14 protein-coding genes are annotated in these 21,059 nt (G+C 42.2%); 11 read left to right on the top strand and 3 right to left on the bottom strand.

Annotated elements, in window-relative coordinates; genetic code table 11:
* The first annotated feature begins 245 nt into the window (after positions 1-245).
* Positions 246-596 carry a hypothetical protein gene (locus tag ACYVUV_RS11730; protein ID WP_484499475.1) on the top strand — a complete coding sequence of 117 codons (351 nt, stop codon included), beginning with the start codon at positions 246-248 and terminating at the stop codon, positions 594-596.
* Between the two features lie 88 nt (positions 597-684).
* Here ACYVUV_RS11730 and ACYVUV_RS11725 read toward each other — a convergent pair whose 3' ends face one another.
* From ACYVUV_RS11725 to ACYVUV_RS11715, 3 genes are read right to left on the bottom strand one after another with little or no spacing between them, the layout of a single operon-like run.
* On the bottom strand, positions 685-1,161 hold the full coding sequence (locus ACYVUV_RS11725) for a hypothetical protein (RefSeq protein WP_484499474.1): 477 nt from the start codon (positions 1,159-1,161) through the stop codon (positions 685-687).
* A 25-nt stretch (positions 1,162-1,186) separates the two neighbouring features.
* A complete protein-coding gene (locus ACYVUV_RS11720; RefSeq protein WP_484499473.1) occupies positions 1,187-2,023 on the bottom strand; it encodes a C40 family peptidase in 837 nt (278 codons plus the stop codon).
* A complete protein-coding gene (locus tag ACYVUV_RS11715; protein WP_484499472.1) occupies positions 2,020-2,805 on the bottom strand; it encodes a hypothetical protein in 786 nt (261 codons plus the stop codon). The genes ACYVUV_RS11720 and ACYVUV_RS11715 overlap by 4 nt, the downstream gene beginning before the upstream one ends.
* Before the next feature lie 221 nt (positions 2,806-3,026).
* On the opposite strand from ACYVUV_RS11715, the gene ACYVUV_RS11710 reads away from it, so the two are divergent.
* From ACYVUV_RS11710 to ACYVUV_RS11665, 10 genes are all read left to right on the top strand, one after another.
* Positions 3,027-3,602: a hypothetical protein gene (locus ACYVUV_RS11710; RefSeq protein ID WP_484499471.1), complete on the top strand. Its 576-nt coding sequence runs from the start codon at positions 3,027-3,029 to the stop codon at positions 3,600-3,602.
* Complete coding sequence (gene secG / locus ACYVUV_RS11705; protein WP_484499470.1) at positions 3,602-4,447, top strand: preprotein translocase subunit SecG; 846 nt, start codon at positions 3,602-3,604, stop codon at positions 4,445-4,447. The genes ACYVUV_RS11710 and secG overlap by 1 nt, the downstream gene beginning before the upstream one ends.
* Positions 4,448-4,475: 28 nt before the next feature.
* Entirely contained in the window at positions 4,476-4,634 is a 159-nt protein-coding gene (locus tag ACYVUV_RS11700) for a mucin-binding protein (protein WP_484499469.1), read from the top strand.
* 181 nt (positions 4,635-4,815) lie between these two features.
* Positions 4,816-7,176, top strand: coding sequence for a preprotein translocase subunit SecA (gene secA, locus ACYVUV_RS11695; protein ID WP_484499468.1), 2,361 nt, complete (start codon positions 4,816-4,818; stop codon positions 7,174-7,176).
* Positions 7,177-7,180: 4 nt separating this feature from the next.
* On the top strand, positions 7,181-8,491 hold the full coding sequence (secY, locus tag ACYVUV_RS11690) for a preprotein translocase subunit SecY (protein ID WP_484499467.1): 1,311 nt from the start codon (positions 7,181-7,183) through the stop codon (positions 8,489-8,491).
* 5 nt (positions 8,492-8,496) lie between these two features.
* Positions 8,497-8,904 (top strand): hypothetical protein, encoded by a 408-nt coding sequence (locus tag ACYVUV_RS11685; RefSeq protein WP_484499466.1) that lies wholly within the window; start codon positions 8,497-8,499, stop codon positions 8,902-8,904.
* Positions 8,905-8,977: 73 nt separating this feature from the next.
* Positions 8,978-9,367 carry a hypothetical protein gene (locus ACYVUV_RS11680; RefSeq protein WP_484499465.1) on the top strand — a complete coding sequence of 130 codons (390 nt, stop codon included), beginning with the start codon at positions 8,978-8,980 and terminating at the stop codon, positions 9,365-9,367.
* 161 nt (positions 9,368-9,528) lie between these two features.
* A complete protein-coding gene (locus ACYVUV_RS11675; RefSeq protein WP_484499464.1) occupies positions 9,529-14,469 on the top strand; it encodes a mucin-binding protein in 4,941 nt (1,646 codons plus the stop codon).
* A 150-nt stretch (positions 14,470-14,619) separates the two neighbouring features.
* Positions 14,620-18,852 (top strand): type II CRISPR RNA-guided endonuclease Cas9, encoded by a 4,233-nt coding sequence (cas9, locus tag ACYVUV_RS11670; RefSeq protein WP_484499463.1) that lies wholly within the window; start codon positions 14,620-14,622, stop codon positions 18,850-18,852.
* Positions 18,853-19,889: 1,037 nt separating this feature from the next.
* The gene (locus ACYVUV_RS11665) at positions 19,890-20,954 is read left to right on the top strand and encodes a hypothetical protein (RefSeq protein ID WP_484499462.1); all 1,065 of its coding nucleotides are present in this window, start codon (positions 19,890-19,892) and stop codon (positions 20,952-20,954) included.
* Positions 20,955-21,059 lie beyond the last annotated feature (105 nt).

Genomic DNA, 21,059 nt, shown 5'->3' with positions numbered 1-21,059 from the left:
AACAGTATATGACTATTGCCCGGGGGTTGATAGATACCGCGCTATTGGGTGCTTACAAAATAATTATTTTGAGAAAAAACATTAAATGTACTTTACATAGTACAGTGAAAGTGGTTTAATAGAATTAAAGATTGGCGGAAGGCGTAGTACGTAGGCTATGCTGTTTTGAAAATAAGAAATCGCTAGAAACCATAATATATATGAGATTAGGGCGGTTCCTCAACTGAACATTTGAGGTGAGAAAGATGGCAAAAAAAGAAGAGATTAACGTTAAATACGATCACTGGGTATTGATGGTTGCTGATTGCTTACAAAGCTATGGACTGGCAACAAAAGAGCAATTAGCCCTTGATTTATCAGTTAAGAAAAATATGGATATTTTTGAAGCGTATGCTACAGATGAGCTGGATTCATTGGTGGAAAAAAAGATGTACTCAGTATATCTGAATTTTCCCAACAAAATTCGTGATAAACTGAAGGAACACGGTTTTGATGATTCCCTAGAATCGTTTATGTACTTGTATGAGCTACCAGAAGTGGATACTTTGCTGATGCTCCCTGAGGACAGCATTATGACGGGCTGGACCGATAGGTAATCTACTTTTTTGGCAATACAACAAAAAAATAAAAGAAAATGCTGCTGCACGATGTTAATTCATCGGCAGCAGCATTTTTGGCTGTCATTTAGCTGACAGCATATTCATTAAGGAGTTTCTTGATTTTTTTAATGTCGTTTTTAGGCATCATATAAGATGAAATCACATTATCACTTGGATTGCTATCTGCAGTCAATTCCAGGAGCAGCTTTGCAATGAAATAGAAGATGCCACTCATGATTTTGCTTTGATCGCTGTTGTCCCTTTCTATGTTAATGGAGGTATTTGGCAGTTTAACGGTAAACGGCTTGTCAATCAGCTTGATACTGAACATTTTGCCGTCTTGAACCATTTCAGATAGGGTTATTGAAATATCAGAGATCAAAAAGCAATAATATAAGTCACTGTTTGGATCATTATCAACGTTAATAGCCTCCATAAGCGATCTGGCAGCTTTTAGCGCAAGAGTCAAATTGCTTTTATCAAGAAGCCAGAAGCCGCTTTCTTGATCTTCGGGCCACGTTTCGGAATAAGTTTCAGAATCGAGAATCCAAGTTTTTGTCATAAATTATCTTCCTAACGGATGTCTATTAAATACCACGAACATGTCCAGCAAATGATGGGTAGAAGCACTGGTTAAGAGATTGGACTTGAACGTTTTGTCCTGGCTCTGGTGCCGCAACATACTGTCCGTTGCCGATATAGATAGCAACGTGGTAGCTGCCACCTTGTGAACCCCAAAACAGCAAGTCACCTGGTTGTGCTGCGCTTACGGATTCGTAAGTGACGTCTGCTTCCTGTTGAGTGGTCGTTCTGCCAATAGAAACGCCTGCTTGAGCATAAACGTATTGGGTAAGGCCAGAGCAGTCAAAGCCTGCCGTCGTGGAACCGCCCCAAACATAAGGAATTCCTTGGTTTGCCAGTTGCTGTGCGAGAGAAACAACCTTCTGTGCAACTGAAGATGATGTTTGGTTAACAGTAGTCGTTTGCTTGGTACTTTGAGTAGTTTGAGTCTGCTTCGTCTGAGTTTTCTTTTCTTCTGAAGTAAGCTTCAGCTTTTCGCCAACCCAAATCGTTGAATTGCTCCAGGTCAAGTTGTTGGCTTTAAGGACATCTTCAGTATCGTAACCAAACTTTTCAGCAATTTCAGATACAGTGTCACCAGACTTAACAGTGTATTCTTTAACAGCTTCTGGTACATTGAGCTTTTGGTTTGGAGAGATGGTTGACTTTGCAGTCAAGCCATTTTCTTTGGCCAATGGTTCAACAGAGACGTGGGCTGCCTTAGCAAGGGATTCCATAGTATCGCCAGATTTGGCGGTTACTGTAGTAGTAGCGGCACTGGCAACGGCAGAGTGCCCAAAACCTGCTGCACCGCCAGCCAAGATGGCAGCGGCGATTTTGACATTATCTTTGAGATTAGTCATAGTCTTTTCCTTTCCAATTGGTCGAACATTGCGACATATATTTTATGTTTTCCGATAATCCGACTATCTCCGAGTTTTGTTTCCTTCAAGATCAATTCTGTGTAGACCAGCCCACTTTTTTCTATATGCTGCTTTCCAATTTCAAACAATAGGTCTGCGTCGCTGCCTTTTGTTATTTTGGCAACGATTTGATTTGTATCATCTTTCACCTTAAAGAAAGTGGAGGACTGGTTGATTAGTCTCTTCAATGATCTGGAAAAAACAATTCGGCCATTGAGTCGAATTTGGTGAGTAAGAAGCAATATTGCAAAAGGAAAGTTGAATACATCGACATTCCGCAGATGACGCATTTTAGGCATGGCTTCAAGTAAAAGGGCATACGTCAATTTATCTGAAGCATAAATTCCTAAGTAACCTGAGATTGCTTTTCTCAGTTGCTTGAAATTGATGTCTCTAGTCTGAAGCTGAAAATCGCTTGTTGGATCACTGACGAATGCACGATTCTTTTTTCGAAGAACACAGGCATCAAATTTAGCTTGATTGAAATCTGCAAGATTTTCGATAGATCTTTTTAAGTGTCTGGAAAAGATACGACTAGTGGTATTCCCATCGCTAGCGTTTGCACTGATGATGATTTCTACAGGATTTTTACAGTAGGGGCACAGTGCCACGCGCTTGTTGCTTGAGATTATATATGGTTGCTTATTGAGCTTTTTTGAAATATTCTCTGCGTTGATGTAGTACCAGAGCTTTGTATTTTCTTTAACTGCAAAGATCTTCAATAAATCCCTCTCCTCCTTTCTAAGCTTACTTACGACACAGATTTTATCGTGTAGAGCCTGTTAGTAGTTTTTTACTATTTTTGATGCGTTTTTTGGGCTAAAACCAGCTTTTTTTAAGCAACCAGTTTTTTCGGTTATTATAAGGGCGCTAATTGCAGATGTTCACTAGGCAACTCAGGAATGAGTTGCCGGCTTAATAAAAAAGAAAGAGGAGAAAAAACATGTCAGAGCCAAATAAGGCTGCAATGTTTCAAGACAACGTTTTTAAACTGAGTGATGCAATTCAAGCGTTTTGTAATGAATATGCTGCCGAAAATAATATTAATGGCATGATTGTTAACGTTTGGGCACTTATGTCTCATTTAAGCGAAAGCAGCGATTCAAAGATGAAAGATTTGGCAGGCTTGATAAAGCAGGTTCCAATTGCCTATCATGCACAGACACTGCGAGTAGTCGTGAATCGTTATGCTATTGAAAATAAAAGTCGCACTCCTCAGAAGGGGAGAAAAAATAAAAGGGTCGCTGACAAGGTATCTTTAAAAATTAGAGATATTTTGATGGATGAAACAGAGAACTTCAAAAAAATAGCGCACCGTATTCCATCACCTTTTGAAGTCGTATATTTGACTTTCAGTCATATGTTTATTCAAATTCAAAAACAAGCACCTAAAACGGAAGAAATGTCTTTGTTTATGGCGATGGTGAATGAACCTACCATTCAAAATCAAGTCTTATCTTCTTATTTGGATGCATTTGAGTCCGAATATCATTCTGAACTTTCGAAAGGGGTCTTTTGATGGCGAAAAAGTCGAAAATACTAACTTTTTTAACGCTCCTGTTGCTGCTACCTAGTTTGGCTGGGTGTACGGTTCGAAGAAATCTTTCTAAAAGTGAATATACAAAATGTTTTGAGAAAACCAGCAAGGACTTGGTGGCGAGCCAAAATGCTGCTGATCTGCTTTACAATAGCAAGAAAAAGCTGAGCAAAAAGCAGAAGCAACTCTTGCAAGAAGAAGTTTCAAAGTACGCTACCAATACTCAAAAGTCTTTAGACACGCTTGAAAAGTATGATACGTTTACGTCATATCCATCATCGGTTAAATCGTATTGCAAGCTCGCACTTGATTATGAAAGCGCAGTTCAGAAAAATGAATCAGAAAAGACGTTAAAAAAGAAGTATCACAAGGCTACTAAGCAGGCAATTGTTGTAAATCAAAAGGCAGGCTTTGAAAAGAAAACTCAAAAAATAACCAAGTCGGTGATGTTAGAAGATCCTCACTATACAGTTAAAAAAGTGGTGAAAGTTGATAAGAACGGGAAGAAAGCCGTAGTAAGTTCTGAAGCCAAATCGAAGTCAAAGAAAAAGAAAAATAAGAAGCCAAATATCCCCAAGAGCGTAATCTCGTTTTCTCCAGTTCAAGGGGCGGTTCTTATTTTAGTTTCCTCACTTTTGATAGTTGTTATCTTCATGCAGCCAAGTAAATCTGATGACAGCATGGATGCTTTGACCGCTACAGGTGGAGACTCTATGTTTGCAAAGCCTAAGCCGAGAGGGTATGAGCTGTTCTTGATTCGCTCAACACAAGTACTATTATTAGTGCTCTTGGGCGTCATTTTTGCTGCGGATAAATGGAAATGGTAAAAAAATTGCCGCAAAAGATGCGGCATTTTTGTCGAAAAAAGGCAAATGGACGACCGCTTCTTGGCCAAAGTACAAGGCTCCTAAGTACAAGGGCTACAAGACATCAAAAAGCGTCGTCAAGTCCTTTAAGGTGACTAGCAAGACCAAGAACCAGACTGTCACGATTACTTACAGCAAGGCAAAGTAAAGCGAAAGGAAAAATATGAACTACTTAAAGAGAGTTTTGAATACTCTAAAGGAGGTCAACTGGGAAAAAATTGGCCCGGCACTTGTACACTCAATGCGAAGCATCCTGGTAATAGCCATAGCAGCTCTTATTTACTGGATGATTGACAACACTATCATGGGAATGTTTTAGGAGGCCGTAGATGTCGATCAAAAAAATCTTGGATGGCAGCAAGCGAGAGCTGAAACGGATAGAGAAAAAATATGAAGAAGTTGATTCTTGGGCAAGAACTTATCAAAAGATGACAGACCCGGAATTAAAGGAGCAGACTGAAATATTCAAGTCTAGATATGAACAAGGAGAGAGCCTGGAAGATATGCTTCCAGAAGCTTTCGCGGCAATTAGAGAAGCCGACAGACGCGTTCTTGGACTGTATCCTTATAAAGTTCAAGTGATGGGCGGCATCGTGCTGCACCAAGGCAATTTGGCCGAAATGCACACCGGTGAAGGCAAGACGTTGACGGAAACTATGCCAGTTTATTTAAATGCCATTACTGGCCAAGGTGTTCACGTAGTTACCGTCAACCCCTATTTGTCTAAGCGTGATGCTGAAGAAATGGGCCAAGTCTTTACATGGATGGGGCTGACAGTTGGCGTAAATACAGATGATATGGGTAAAGAAGAAAAGCAAGCAGCCTATCAGTGTGACATTACCTATTCGACAAATGATGAGCTTGCTTTTGACTACCTTAGAGACAATATGGCCTTGTTTGAAAGTGATACGGTTCAACGGGGACTTAATTACGTTATCGTTGATGAGGCTGACTCGATTTTGATCGATGAGGCTCGTACTCCTTTGATTATTTCAGGCAGCGAAAAGTCATATAGCGTTTTGCTGTCAATTTGTGACCGCACTGCAAAATCGCTAGATCCCGATGATTACTTTGTAGATGATGAAACGCGCACAGTATCTTTAAATCCGTCTGGCGTTGAAAAATTCAATAGGGCACTGGGCGTCAAGAACTTGTTTGACAAAAACAACTATGCCGATGCCCACTACGCCAACCAGGCGATGAAAGCAAACTATGTCATGGAAAAGGACAAGGACTATATTGTAAAGGATGATGCGGTAATGATTGTTGATACCTTTACAGGGCGCGTTCAGCCAGACAGACGATATTCTGACGGTCTTCACCAAGCGATTGAAGCTAAGGAAGGCGTAGAAATCAAAGATGCTAGCCAAACTGAAGCAAGCATTACTTATCAAAACTTCTTTAGAATGTACAACAAGCTTTCTGGTATGACTGGTACGGCCGCAACAGATGCAGAAGAATTTTATGACACTTACCACATGAAAGTAGTCAAGATCCCAACCAATAATCCGATTGCCCGGATAGACTTGCCAGATATCATGTATCCAACCGAAAGAGCAAAGTATCAAGCAGCCGTGCAGGTGATTGAAGCAGTTCATAAACAAAGACAGCCAATTTTAGTGGGAACCGCCTCAGTTGAAAATTCTGAAAAGCTGTCAGCTTTGCTTGATAAAAAGAATATTCCTCATGAAGTTTTGAATGCAAAGAATCACGCCAAAGAAGCAAAAATCGTAATGATGGCAGGCCAGCCTGGTGCTGTAACCATTGCTACTAACATGGCCGGGCGTGGCACTGACATCAAGCTTGGGCCGGGCGTTAAAGAATTGGGCGGCTTGTTTGTATTAGGCACTGAAAAGCACGAATCACGACGAATTGATGACCAGTTGCGTGGTCGTGCGGGCAGACAAGGTGACCCAGGAAAAACGTTGTTTTTGCTTTCTCTGGAAGATGAACTGATTAAACGGTTCGGGAATGAAAAAATCGAGAAGGTTAAGAACAAACTCATTGACCGTGGCTTGGAATATGAACCTATTAAGAGCAAGATCGTTATTAAGAGCATGAACGCAGCGCAAAAACGAGTAGAAGGCAACAACTTCGATGAGCGGCGCAATACTCTCAGTTATGATGACGTTATTCGAGAAGAACGGGAATCAGTTTATGGCGAAAGACAGAAAATAATTTCTGGCGATGAATCCGTAGATTTGGACGCAATTCTGCTTTCGAAGTTTGCTAAAACCATTCAAAGAAATGTTTCTAAAGTTTGGCCTGATTCAAAGAAAAACAAAGAGCCAGACAACTTAGATGCATTGATCAATTTTGCATCATCAATGCTTGGCATTGAAGTGACGGATGAGGAAATCCTCAGCATGAAGTCACGAAAGGACTTCAAAGAATTTTTGTTTGAATTAGCTTGTCATGAGCTTGAGAACAAGCGCAATGAGTTGTTTAATGCTGAGCAGCTAAAAGACTTTGAAAAGGTTCTTTTGCTTAACGCTATCGATGTTAACTGGAAAGAAAACATGGACAGCATGGAGCAGCTCAGAATGTCTATAACTCTTAGAGGCTATGGGCAACAAAACCCACTAGTTGAGTATAAGAACGCCTCAGTAGAGATGTTTGAAGAAATGGTCGCTGATATTTCTGATGACGTGACTAAAGCATTTCTGAGAGCTGAAATTAGAAAGGCGTAAAACAGTGCGAAAAAAGAAGAAAACTGAGAATTCTATTCAAGAAGAAGACATCAAGCAATTGACCAAGCGTATTGTCGTTACTATCGTCGTTCTGCTGGTTTACAATCTTCTGACTTACGTTACGATTCCTGGCATCAACCCACATTCTTTAGTACAAATACAGAAGAATACGGCGCTAGAAATGCTGTCACTATTTTCCGGTGGTGGCTTTCAAACTTTATCATTGCTGTCACTTGGCGTTTCGGCTTACATTAGTGCACAGATCATTATTCAACTGCTTCAAGCCGGTGTCGTACCCATTTTTGTAGAATGGAGCAAGCAGGGACAAGTTGGCCGAAAGAAGCTCACACAAGCTACCAGAGTTCTGGCTGGCGTGCTTTCTTTTGTGCAGTCTCTCGGGCTGATTGCAGGCGTTACTACTCTGACTGGAGATGAATTTACGGTAGTGCATCCAATTTGGGACTATCTTGTTGTCTCTGTAATGCTTACTTGTGGCACTTTCATCGCTTTATGGCTTGCTGATCAAATATCAGATCGAGGCCTGGGCAATGGCGTTTCAGTTATTATTGCAGCTGGTATTATCAAAAAACTTCCAATGATGGTTCAGCGCTTTTCAAAGAGTGCCATAAAAAAAGGCGTAATCAACTGGGAAATGATTGCGATGGTAGTACTTGTCATCTTCTGCACGGTTCTGCTTATCGTATGGTTCAATAGATCCGAATACCGTATCAAGATCCAATACTCAAGGCGAGAGACGTTGGCGCCTGAAGACAGCTACCTTCCCTTAAAAATAGTTGTATCTGGCGTTGTGCCAATTATTTTTGCAAGTTCCATTTTTACAATTCCTCAAACTATCTTGATGTTCTTTAAGTCAGAGAGTAATGAAAGCTGGTTTAGAATTATATACTCCTTCTTTGATTTGAACTCTCTTTCTGGGATCATCATGTATGCGGCCCTGATTGTTATTTTTAGCTACGTTTATTCATTGGTTCAAATTGAGCCAGAGCGGCTTGCAGACAACCTCCTTAAACAGGAAGCTTACATTCCTGGGATTTATCCTGGTGAAGGTACCGCACAGTACATCAAAGATCGACTGTATGACTTGGACCTTCCGGGTTCAGTATTCTTGACCTTTATTTCAGTAGTGCCAATGGTTGTCAGTCACTTTGTTGAAGTTGATTTCCAGTTAGGCTTGACTGGCTCAAGTGTATTGATCATTGTGGGCGTACTCAGTGAAATGCAACGCCAAATTGAAGGGCTGAGAATGAAACACAGCTATGCCAAGATTTTAGATACGGTTTACGTTTTGGACTAAATATCATGCACAAAATCATTCGAAGAATTTCAAAAATTGTTTTGACAGTCTGCAGCTTGATCTTATTGTACGTTGCAATTTGTTTTGGCAAATTCTTTTATAATGAGCAACATACCTCTGTAGTGGATGTTTTAGAGGGTAAAAACGTAAACAATCTAACGATAATCTACAGACCAGATTGCCCACGCTGCCAAAAAACATTGCCTTGGCTGATTCTAAGAGAGGGCCTTATGCTTGACGATGTTAAGATTGTTAATGCTCAAAAGTTGAGCAAGGATCAGCGAAAAGGGCTAGGAGTTGAAATTTTGCCAACCTTTGTCTATCGCGGTCAAGCTCTTAATACGATGGATCACCAAGAAATATTGGACCTAATATACAAGGTGAGATCAGACAAAGCTAAAAAGCAATTCTGAAAAGTGCGAGTTTGGCTGTTACAATAAAAACGTAAATAAAGCCAACAACTGCTGAAAGAAAGAGGAAAGCAAAATGCAAAACGGACAAAATACTCAACATAGATTTTTCTATAACCCAGACTGCAGCAATGAATACAGTCATGTCGAGATCGGAATCGATGATATTCTGTTTGATTGGGAAGCTGTAACATATATTGAAGATGGTGATCAAGAAATGGCAAATCACTACAACAACGGCAGACCCGTTGCAGTAGAAGGGATAAAAGTGACGCCATTTTTGAACATGATCTCTGAGTACTATTATGATACGCCGATCTATGTAGGTGCCGCTAATGATAAAATCAGATTGTTGGGGAAACTCACCAGAGACTACGGCGTAGACTTTGTTAAATCAATTCAGCAAATTGATAATATGCTAAATGAAGTTTTGGATACAATGGAGCATAAAGGCTATAAAAAATAAATTTGCTGATGAAAGCGGCTAGTGAAAATACTAGCCGCTTTTTTCTTTGAAAAAATCAACCAAAAAAAGCAAAGTGAAATATTCGTGGCCTTTTATTTAGAATAAATGTAGTGTTTTTCTAATATTTGATCGTAAGGTTTCTAGCCAAGGAAAGGAACAAAATGGTAAAACAGACACTTTTAGAAAGCAATGAAAGCAAGCAGTCCTATGGCCTGCGAAAGATGTCGGTTGGTCTGGCATCTGTACTGCTTTCTTCTACGTTGGTGCTGAGTCATTCGGGGCAAGCTCATGCTGCAACCACCGAGACTGCAAATGACACCGACGATTCAGAAAACAAAAGCAATTCACCCGATCAATCTGTTGTAGCAACAGCCAGCGGCCTTGTTGTTGATGATTCAAGCAACTCTTCGCAGACTACGACAGATGATTCAAGCACTGGGAGTAATTCAGCATCCCTCAAGACCAATGATCTCACAAGCAGCGATGACAAAGCCGATGATACAGCGAATCAAAGCAAAATTGAAAAGGATTCTGCTTCTCAAAGTATGGCCGTAAACAGGGCAGATGAAAGCCCTGTAGCAGGTGAGGCAAGTACTCCTGCATCCCAAGACGGCTCAGCTTCAAAAGTTTCGGTATCGGGAAGCACTGGCGCTTCTGTTGAAGTACCGGCAAATACAGAAAGTAGTTCTAACGCGACCGAAAATACTAGTACCGTGGAGAATAATCCAACTAGTTCTAATAGCACGTCTAAAGCAGGGCAGGGGGAACAAACAAATAATTCGCCAAATGCGGAATTAAGTCAAAGCGATGTTGCGAATACTAATCAGACAGCAACTGAAACAACTGGCACCGAGTCCACAGCCGCTCAGCAAGAAGCATCATTAACCTCTAGCGTAGAAAAGCCAAGTTCAGCTGATGATAATTCCAAGACGACTACAGTTACTATTAACATTCCTAAGTCCACCAGTACTTTTAAGCTCAGCCGAAACTTGCCAAAGGTTAATGCCAAAATGCTGTCTGTGAGCTTAATTGCAACTAACGCAAAGGAAGCCCACATCAAGACTCAAGAAGATCTGGACAGATTCCTGGCACAAAACGGCACTGACCTGTCTAAGACCAGCATTTGGTTTGAAAACAGTGGGGCAATCAAGTGGCCATCAGCCACATATACGATGTCGCCTGCAGGGCAGAACAGTCACTTCTACTTCACTGCCTCCAGTACGGGTGATATTGACTTTAACGGCAGCGTATTCGCCATTGACCACGGCGGTGACTTCCAATGGTCATCAATGCAAGGTGACCACAAGGGCCAGACTATCAAGAATGCCTACATCTATGGATCAACCAGCAACGGCAATGCGGCCGCATTTTGTTGGTTCTTCATTAGAGCAAGCAACCAGACCGTATCCAATATGCACTTCTACAATGCACAGAAGATGGCCAGCCATATTATGGACATTGACGGTGCCAACCATATTACGGTAGAAAACTGTGAGTTTGCTGGGTATGGCGTTGGAGACATCAGTGATGCGGATATCACGACAAAACAAACGCAGAACTATCACAACATGTTTGCAGAGGCAATTCAGATCGACAATGCCAAGGATGCCATGAACGCAGACTCGACGACTGATGTTCTTGGCGGCACTAACGAATATGATGAATCGGCTACTGACATCACGATCCATAACAATGTGTTTACCAACTATCGGGGCAAGACCGGGGCTGCCATTGTCCATAATACCGATGAAACAGTATTTGACCGCTACTCTGCTACAGGCGTTGGTCAGCACATGGCGTCAACTAAGCAGCTTGCTGAAGCGACGGGGATTAAGGTCTACAACAACGTATTCTTCAACACGATTCCTGTGCAGAACCCCGATTCCACTGAGAAGAACAGCATGAGCCAGTCACCACGGGATATGCACGTTCTGTTTTATCCTGTCCATGAGCAGCTTACCAAAAACAGTACAACGGTGGGGAACCATACCTACTACACGGTTGAAAACAACACCTTCGTCAATCTGAAAAACGGCAACTACAAAACTCAAGATGGTACGGAGTTTGCTATTAACTCGGTTACTGCATTTATGGGGTGGGCCGGTTCAGGTGGTGCAGGCAACAAGTCTCAAAGTCTCAACACCGATACCCTTAGTGCCAAAGCAGTAAGCTGGAACGGGAATACCGCAAACTTCAATACTGCTAATAATTCATACGGCGTTGACCAACTTCCACATGATCCAATGCCTAGTTCCTCAACAACTGAAAATTTGAATCATACCGTCAACCGTACGATTGAGTACAAGGTTCAAGGCGGCGATCACCAAGCACCTGGTGCGGTGCATGACAGCTTGACTTTCAATGGCACCAAGACAACTGATAAGTACACTGGTCAGTCTTCTGAAAATTGGGATGAAAATAAAGATTTTGGTGACGTGTCGTCACCAGCTGTTCAAGGCTATACTCCGGACCGGCAGGTAGTAAGCAATAAGGGGATTGGCCATGACCATAGCGATATTTATGAAGTCGTAACCTATAAGGCCGACAACCAGAAGGTTTACATCGTCTTCCACGATGATACTGACAACAAGGATATCAAGACAGTCGACTTGAATGGCGAATCAGATACCATCGCCTATACCAACGAAGGCGGCTGGCATGCTTACACGACAGAGAATGATATTAATTCCTACAAAGGGCAGGGATATGTTTTTGTAAGCGACGATACTAATGGCCAGCAAATCATGCTTGACCACGATACTGGAAGCGATCAGCATTTTACTGTGCACCTCAAGCACGGAACATACAGCAAGGACGTTACAGACGACGTTACTCGCACGGTAGAATACAAGATTGTTGGTGGCAATCACCAAGCGCCGGCTTCAGCAACTGCTATTCTGCACTTCACTGGCAAACAGACCGTTGATTCTGTCAACCAGAACGTGCTTAATTCCGATTGGTCAGGCAACCAAGACTTCCAAGATGTTGGTACGCCGGAAATTCAAGGGTATACGCCGGACCGCAAGAATGTCTCCAACAAGAACATCGCTCATGACGCGGCTGATATTCATGAGCTGGTAACTTATAAAGCTGACAACCAGGTAGTTCACATTACCTACCATGACGATACGTCCGGTGAGGACTTGAAGATGCTTACGCTGAACGGCGAAAGCGACACGGTTGCTTACACCAGTGACGGCGGCTGGCACGCTTACACTTCAGCATCCGATATTGCTGGGTATATTGATAACGGCTATGAGCTGGTAGGCGACAGCACTAACGGCCAGCAGATCATGCTTGACCACGTAACCAATCAAGATCAGAACTTTGAAATCCACCTCAAGCATACGTATGTCACTATTACGGAAAAGAACCCTGCAACGCCTGGTACTGCTATCAACAAGAATCAAAATGGCGTCAAGTATCCATCCGGCACTGATAAGGCCAGCCTGGCTAGAGACGTCAATCGGATGATTACCTACACCATGAAGGATGGATCGAAGGCACCAGGTGCGGTGCATGACAGCCTGCACTTTAATTTGGACAAGACCGTTGATAAAGTTACTGGGAAAGTGATCAAGGCAGTTTGGTCAGACAACCAGGACTTTAAAGACATTGCATCCCCAAGCGTTAAGGGATATACTCCGGACAAGAAGTCAATCTCAAACAAGGATGTTGCCTACAGCGATGATGATATCGCCGAAAGCGTCACGTATACGCCAGATCCGCAAAAAGCGGTTGTTATCTACGTTGATCAAACTACAGGCAAGACGATCAAGCAACAGGAATTGAATGGCGTAACCAATGCAAAGAGCGGCTATACTACCGCAAAAGCAATTCAAGCATACCTGGACAATGGCTATGAGCTGGTAAGCGATGATACCAAGGGCATTGAGATCGTCTTTGACAATGAAGATGACAAGGACCAGTCTTACACAGTAACTCTCAAGCACACTTACACGACTTTAACTGAAGACAAGCCGGCTGCCCCTGGCACTGCCATCAACAAAGATTCTAAGGGCGCTAAGTACCCAGAAGGAACCGATAAAGCAGGCCTTGGCAAGAATGTTGTAAGAACGATTGCCTACAGCGCGTCAGACGGCAGCCAAGCCCCAGGTCCAGTCATTAGCGTTCTGCACTTTACCGCAACTAAGGTGATTGACAACGTAACCGGCACTGTCGTTTCCACCTCCTGGTCGCCAGCACAAGACTACGATGACGTTGAAAGCATGGAAATTAAGGGCTATACGGCAGACAAGAAGGTGATCAGCGACAAGGGGATTGCTTATGACCATAGCAACATTAACGCTGCCGTTGTCTATGAGCCAGATCCGCAAAATGCCAAGGTGACCTACGTTGACGATACGACAGGTCAGATCATTTCGGTTAAGGCACTGGTCGGCAAGTCGAATCAGCATTCTGGCTACACGACGGCCAATGACATTTCGGCCCTTGAAGCCAAAGGCTACGTCCTTATCAGCGATGAAACCAATAGCCAAGAAGTGGTCTTTGATGTCGAAGATGGCGTCGACCAAGGCTATGTTGTCAAGCTGACTCACCGCATTGATAATTCACACGATAATCACACGATAACTAGAACTATCAAGCTGCATAAGCCAACCGGCACAAAGATCGTAAAGCAGAAGGCTTATATCACGCGTAGCGTTGCAACTGATGCCGTGACTGGCAAGAAAACTTACGGCGAATGGAGCCAAAGCAAGTGGGCCCAATTCAAGATGCCAAAAATTAAAGGCTTCGCCGCAAGCAAGGAAAAACTTGGATCAGCAGCTGTTGACAATGCTACAGCAAACAAAACGGTCGACATCTACTACAAGAAGCAAAAGCGGACAGCTCCTAAAGCATCGCTTGCTTCTGCGACTAAGCAGTCAAAGCAAAGCGGTAATTCAGCAAATCCTAATTCAGCAACTTCTCAAGGCTTAAATTCTGATCAATTGGTAAAGGAACCAACAGAAAGCTATCAAGCACCATCTTTGCCGAAAACAGGCAATGGCAGAAATAACATCCTCCAAGCTTCAGGATTATTCTTGACGGGCGCATCTCTGCTGGCAACAGTTGCCGAACACAAGAAAAAACAAGAATAAGTTCTAGATCAAAGCAGCTTTTAGCGCAAATTTTTTGCTAAAAGCTGCTTTTTTGCATCAAAAAAAGGAATTCTGAAATTGTGGCTACAACTTGGTAAGATATCGGGTGAAAAAAGAAGTATCAGAATTTATAGAAAAGAGGAAAACAAATTGGTTGACGATTATATTTTGGGACTTGAAGTTTCCAATGGGAAAATCGGCTATGCTGGGATCAACGACAACAATGACTTGATCAAGATTCCGGTAAACCGTTCAATTGGAATTTCCAAGTCAAAGCTTGCGGTTGGACTTAGAAATTTTGAGCCGGGACATTCTGCAAAGGAAAGACGTGGACACAGAATCAGCGGCAGAGCGACGAGCCGCAGAAAGATGCGTATTCGTAATTTCAAGGAAATCTTTGAGCCAGAAATCGTAAAAGAAACTGGCGATAAAGATTTCTTTAAGCGAATGGGTGAATCTTGGATGTCGCCTGACGATGATCGTAAGACATTTGAAACGGCAGCCATCGTAAAAAAGACTGAACCAACGTATCACTATTTTCCAACGGCATACCACATGAGAAAGTGGCTGGTAGAAACGGATGAAAAAGCTGATCTGCGCTATGTCTGCGCTGCTTGTCAGCACATCATCAAGCACCCGGGCAACTTCCTTTCAAAGCTTCCCCCAAGCAGCTATGAGAACGTCCACTTGGATGTTAAAGGCGACTTGGAGGCAGTCAATGATCTTTTGCAAGAGCTTGACAGCAAGACACGGTTTGACGTTGACTATACTGACAACGTTGATGCTGTTTTGAAAGCCAAAAACCTTTCTAATAAGGAGCTGTTTGAATTGCTTTACGTAAAGTCTTCAAAAAAGGAGCAGGCTAAGAAAGACAAAAAGAAGACTGAAGAATTATCCAAGGCAATGCTTGGCATGAAGTTCAAGCTGAACGTCTTTCTTGATAAAAATGTTCTTGATACAAAAGCTTGGTCTATTACGCTGGAAGATGAAGACATCGATGAGAAGCTTGACGATCTTCGGACAGAACTTTCTGATGAAGAAAGCAAGATCCTTGATCATGTCTGCAACATTTTTAACGCGGTCAAGCTTAGTGAAATCGTTATGGATGGAATGACGATTTCCCAATCAGTCGTCAAAAACTATGACGAATACGGCCATCAGCTGAATCTTTTCAGAAAGTACGCCAAGCAGCAGGACAAGGATACATGTCGTTTGCTGTTTGACGCATACGACATGTACTGCGCAAATCCAAAGTATATGAACAGAGCTTTAAAGATTCGCGCCAAAAAGGAAAAGGCTGGCTCAATTGCTCTTGACGCCATTAGGGGGCCAAAAGCTCATGAAACTTTCTCCAATGTAGTTAAGAATGTCATTGGAGAAGACAAGTCAGAACTTGCTCAAAAGCTGAGCAAGCTGATAGAGAACAACAATCTGCTTGTCAAGACTCACAGTACGGAAAACAGAGTTGTTCCATACCAAGTCAACGAAGTTGAGCTGAATAAGATTCTTGAAAAACAAGGCAAGTACTATCCATTCCTGATCAAGAAGAATCCAGTTGTAGGCGATAAGAAGTTCAACAAAAAGTGGGTTCGCCGTCATCCGTACGAACTTGATCAATTGTTGGCATTCCGGATTCCTTACTTTGTTGGGCCAATGATCACGCCAGAAGAACAGGCAAAAACTTCAGAAAACGTTTATGCTTGGATGGTCAGAGCTGAAGAAGGGAAGATCACTCCTTGGAACTGGCGGCAAAAAGTTGACGTTGAAAAGACAGCTGAAGCCTTCATTCAAAGAATGGTCAAGACAGACTCAAGCTTGCTGGAAGAGAAAGTTCTTCCTGACAACAGTTTGCTTTATCAAGAATATAAAGTTCTCAACGAGCTGAACGGTATCAAAGTTAACGACAAGAAGCTCAACAGCTATCAAAAAGAGCTTGCGATGAACTTGTTCAAGAAGTACAAGTCCGTTTCAAAGAAAAACTTTGTCAAGGAACTTCAAAAGAAAGGCAGCTTTGGCAAGCCGATGGTCGTTACGGAAATCAGTGGGTTGTCTGATCCAGATAAGTTCAGCAACAGTCTGTCAACGTACAATGACTTCAAGAAAATCTTTGGCGAAAAGATTGACGACCCTAAGCTTCAAAATGACTTTGAAAATATTGTCTATTGGATCTCGCTTTTTGACGATGACGATATCTTGATGCACAAGTTCGAAAGCATTGATTGGCTGACTGACAAGAACAAGACTAAGCTGCTCGGTCTGTCATACAAGGGATGGGGCAGATACTCAAAGAGAACTTTGACCGAACTCGTTAATGACAACAACAAGTCAGTCATTGAAAAAATGCGCGAAAAGAGTCTGACAATCAATCAATGTCTCAGCGATCCAAGCGTTAAGAGACAGCTCGATGAGCACAATCAAAAGGTAGCCAAATCTGCAGGCTTGGAAGAAATTCTCAACGCAGCCTATGCATCGCCTAGCGTTAAAAAGATTGTTCGCCAAGCTGTCAAGGTAACTCAAGACCTTGTTATTTCCAACGGTGGTAAAGCTCCTAGATACATTTCTATCAGAAGCTCACGGTCGGCTGATGAAGAAAAAGAGCTGACAAAATCACGCCAAAGCAAGCTCAAGGGGATCATCAACAAATATAAGAACAAGAGCGGCTATAGCGATCTCATTGACAAAAAGCTGTTAGAGGAATTTTCTAAAGCTACAAAAAATAAGCGCCTTCTTACCGATAAAGAATACATTTTCTTCCTTCAACTTGGGAGAGACTTCTTTACTGGTGAGAGAATTGCCTATTCTCAGTTGAAAGACTGTATTATCTCTCACGCTGTTGCTCCAAGCTTGTGTCATGATGAAAGTCTGTCTAACCGGGTTCTTATCTTAGCTAAGAATGCCAAGAAGGTATCAGATCACGAGTCACGGATGAAGCAGTTTAGCAACAACCACTTGACTGATGCAGGCATGATGTCGGTATATTCTTACTGGCTGAAGCTGCAAAGCATGGGGTTGATCAACAAGTCAAAGATGTACTTCCTCAAGCTTGATGAAAGCAATATTACTGAGAACAAAAAGCTTTCTTATGTCCGTCATGCATTCATGGAAAACGCTCAAGCAACCAAGATCCTGGCTCTTGTTTTCCAAGCTATGTATCCAGACACTGAAGTTATTCAAGTTAGAAGCGAATTTGTCAATGACGTACGCAAGGCATTCTCAATTTACAGAAGCTACGCTGTCAATGACTACTATGTAGGCGTTGATGCTTACCTGGACGCTTTGCTCGGCAACTACTTTCTCAAGGTATATCCAAAGCTTGCGCCATTCTTCATTTACGGCAAGCACATGTATGCCGAAGACAGCAAGAAGAGTAAGGAATTAGCTGGGATGAAGCGCATGAATCTCATTTGGCGCTTGACCAATGGCTACAAAGACGATGACGGGGTTTACCAATCTGGTACTAACAACGTTGTATTCAGCAGAAAAGAGATTATTGAAAAGATAAGAAAAGTTGACAACCTTAAGTACATGAATGTCAGCTATGAAACTGTTACTGATCTCAGCTCTCTGTTCAATGCGACTATTTACCCGAATCCAAGCAATGACAGTACTAAGGGTGGTCGTTCATTGATAAAGCGTAAGAAGTACATGCCAACTGAATTGTATGGTGGTTACAGTTCACTTACCACGGCGATGATCGCTATCATCAGGAGATACAATTCACGGCAAAAACGCTATGTGAACAACTACGTCTCAATTCCTGCACTGGCTATTGTCAACGTTGCTCAAAAGCGCAAAGAAAACCCTAAAGCATTCCAAGCCGCTGTAAGAAAGTACTTGTCACAGACTATTGATGGCGATTTTACCATTTTGAATTACGGAATTAATCTCCAAACGCGGGTGCAAGAGGGTGGAAAAGACTACTATCTTAGAGCAATCAAGCGTGCCTTTGATGCACGGCAACTGGTTCTTAGTCAAAAGTCCAGAAAAGTAATTGCGGACTGCATTGAAGATCGGAACTACAGCACTCACAAGTATGTAGCCCGTTCAATGAGCCTTGACGAAGAACTGAATGACGTCTTTGAGGAAATTGTTGAGCAGCTTAAAACCGGATTTGAACTCTGGAACACCGGTGATTACAAGGCAAAAGTAGTAGCATCTCAGCAAGACTTTGAGGATCTTGAAACTGCTGATAAGATAAGTACGATCAGAATCCTTTTGAAAAATGCAAAATCAAATGCTTCTTTCAATAGATTGAACGCTTTGAAGAAAACGAATATCCCTGCCTTTGGGCCAAGCACGAACCTTGGCGATGATATTACGTTGATTTACACCTCTCCAACCGGATTACGGATTAACGCTAAAAAGGTTCTGCCAAATGAGTAACTTTTTTCTAAAAAGCTCTTGCCGTTGTCAAAAAGAGGGTGTACAATAATAAGTGTAATTGAGGGAACAATGCATTTCCCGTGCATTGCAATTACACTTATCAGAAATGACATCTGCCACTTAATAAGTGGTTTCAAATTTAAGCAGAGCTATTTATAGCTCGACTGCTTCAATAATTTAAGCTCGTATTGGGCTATCGCCACAAGGTCTTATACCTTGTGGCTTTTTTTGACCGAAAACTCCATAACTTGCAAATCAATAACTTGCAAATTGTCCCATTATACAGACTTGCGAGATGTCATTTCTGATAACTATTTACCTTAATTTTGATCAATTAGTACGTGACCCTAACGAGATTTATAAGGTGCCATTTCTGATGAGAGCATCCCTCCCGTACAGCAATGTACATGGCAGGGATGCTTTTCTTCTGCTGGATTAATTTGCTTCCGTCAGAAAGCCTGCAAAAACGATTCAAATACCTGCAGAAAAAATGTTGATTTGCCGGGCTTTTGAGCGGTTGACCTGCAGAAACGGTTCGAATACCTGCAGAAATCAGACGAAAAATCTTGAACAGAAAAGGCAAGATGACAACGAGAAGATAGTGCCGAAAGATGCAATTTTGGCTGACTAGATGTACAATTAAGGGGTAGAAAATTCTAAATTTATTTTTTACGCCTAGGTCTCACAGGGGACTTAGCACTAGAACAGTTGCTCTAGTGGGCCGCAAGGTCAACAAGTTTTTCGGCATTTTTGCTGGCATGAGAGAGTTCTCTCGTGTAGTGTTTAAAAGCCTGGCTTAGCCGGACTTACAATTCTTGCATGGCTATTTGTCGTGCTTTTAGTTATTTTACAAAACATCGAAAATAGGTTAGAGGAGACTGCAGAAGTTTTTGCAGCCTCTTTTTTGTGCTTTCAAAGCACTAGAAAGGAGTCAATTATGGACCCACCATAGTTGGCAACAAAATAATAATTTCAGAGGACTTAAACACTGATTGTGGTGTTTGAGTCCTCTTTTTGTTTTTAGAAAGGACAAGCACATGATCAAAGAAGAAGTGCATGACGATTATAAGAAAGTACACGGTACCGATGACGTCATGCAGAAGAAGCTGCTTGAGGACAAAAGGGTGTTTGCCGATGTGTACAACACGCTCTTGTTTTCAGGCGAAACAGTGATCAGAGCTGACAGCTTGGAATCAACCGACCTGCTCAGTTTCTATGGCACCGAAACGCGAGATCAGATTTTTAAGAAGGAGCGGGACGTGGCCAAAAGGATCAAGGATGTTGACAGAAAAGGCACTATCGCTGGATGCCTGTGCATTGAGAATCAATCACATCCATCTCCTGTTATGCCTTACAGAATTATAGGCTATGACGCGGCAAGTTACGCGCAATGGCTTCATGATGTAAAGCTTCCATACGTAAATGGCAAGAGCAAAAACTTTTATACGACCATTACTTTGGTGCTAAACTATGGTAAACAAAGGTGGGGCGATACTCCACGCAGCTTGACCGACATCATGATGAAAGATGTTGCTGCAGCTGGCGGATTCACTAAGCTGGAAAAGGCATTGTACGATGTGGTAGATGACTACAGCATCAAAGTCTATGACATCTCATGGTTAAGCGAGAAGCAGCTTTTGACGTTCAAAAGCAGGTTTCGTTTTGTAGCTGACTTTCTTGTAGGTCGGCGGACAGGCAAGTATTTGTTCAGCAATGACCCGATTGACAGTGAGGATCTTTTGGAAATTGCAATGTTCATCAACGCGGTTTCTGACGAGAAATACTTCAGCGAGGAAATGCTGAACAAAATTAGAGAAAGCGGGAAGACCACTATGACAACAGTATTAAACCCATTCGTAGAGCAAAAGGTAGAACAAAAAATGCAGATGCTCAAGCGTGATTACCAGCGTGAACAGGCGGAAAAGCAAGCAAAGGAAAAGCAAGCACAAGCACAAAAGCAAGCAAAGTCACAACTCGCAAGTCTTCAACGGCTGGTTACCAAGTTTGGTTTAACTGAAGAACAGGCCATGGATGCGTTAGGCATTACTGAAGCTGATGTAGAAAGTTATAAGAAGCTGTTTGCGGAAAGCAACAAAAAATAAAAAGCAATAGATACTTTAGAAGGACTCAGACACGATACTGCTGTTGGAGTCCTTTCTGTTTTTTAAAAGGAGAAAAAAGAAAAATGGTAGATAGTAAGCAAATCC

This window comes from Lactobacillus sp. WILCCON 0149 (assembly GCF_057197965.1).
The sequence above is the reverse complement of the archived record's forward strand: the minus strand, read 5'-3'. Positions and strand labels throughout refer to the sequence as shown.

What these genes read in the sequence shown, in the direction of transcription:
- ACYVUV_RS11730 (WP_484499475.1), top strand. Translation starts at nt 246, where the DNA reads ATGGCAAAAAAAGAAGAGATTAACGTTAAATACGATCACTGGGTATTG.
- ACYVUV_RS11725 (WP_484499474.1), bottom strand. Translation starts at nt 1,161, where the DNA reads ATGACAAAAACTTGGATTCTCGATTCTGAAACTTATTCCGAAACGTGG.
- ACYVUV_RS11720 (WP_484499473.1), bottom strand. Translation starts at nt 2,023, where the DNA reads ATGACTAATCTCAAAGATAATGTCAAAATCGCCGCTGCCATCTTGGCT.
- ACYVUV_RS11710 (WP_484499471.1), top strand. Translation starts at nt 3,027, where the DNA reads ATGTCAGAGCCAAATAAGGCTGCAATGTTTCAAGACAACGTTTTTAAA.
- secG (WP_484499470.1), top strand. Translation starts at nt 3,602, where the DNA reads ATGGCGAAAAAGTCGAAAATACTAACTTTTTTAACGCTCCTGTTGCTG.
- secA (WP_484499468.1), top strand. Translation starts at nt 4,816, where the DNA reads ATGTCGATCAAAAAAATCTTGGATGGCAGCAAGCGAGAGCTGAAACGG.
- ACYVUV_RS11685 (WP_484499466.1), top strand. Translation starts at nt 8,497, where the DNA reads ATGCACAAAATCATTCGAAGAATTTCAAAAATTGTTTTGACAGTCTGC.
- ACYVUV_RS11680 (WP_484499465.1), top strand. Translation starts at nt 8,978, where the DNA reads ATGCAAAACGGACAAAATACTCAACATAGATTTTTCTATAACCCAGAC.
- ACYVUV_RS11675 (WP_484499464.1), top strand. Translation starts at nt 9,529, where the DNA reads ATGGTAAAACAGACACTTTTAGAAAGCAATGAAAGCAAGCAGTCCTAT.
- ACYVUV_RS11665 (WP_484499462.1), top strand. Translation starts at nt 19,890, where the DNA reads ATGATCAAAGAAGAAGTGCATGACGATTATAAGAAAGTACACGGTACC.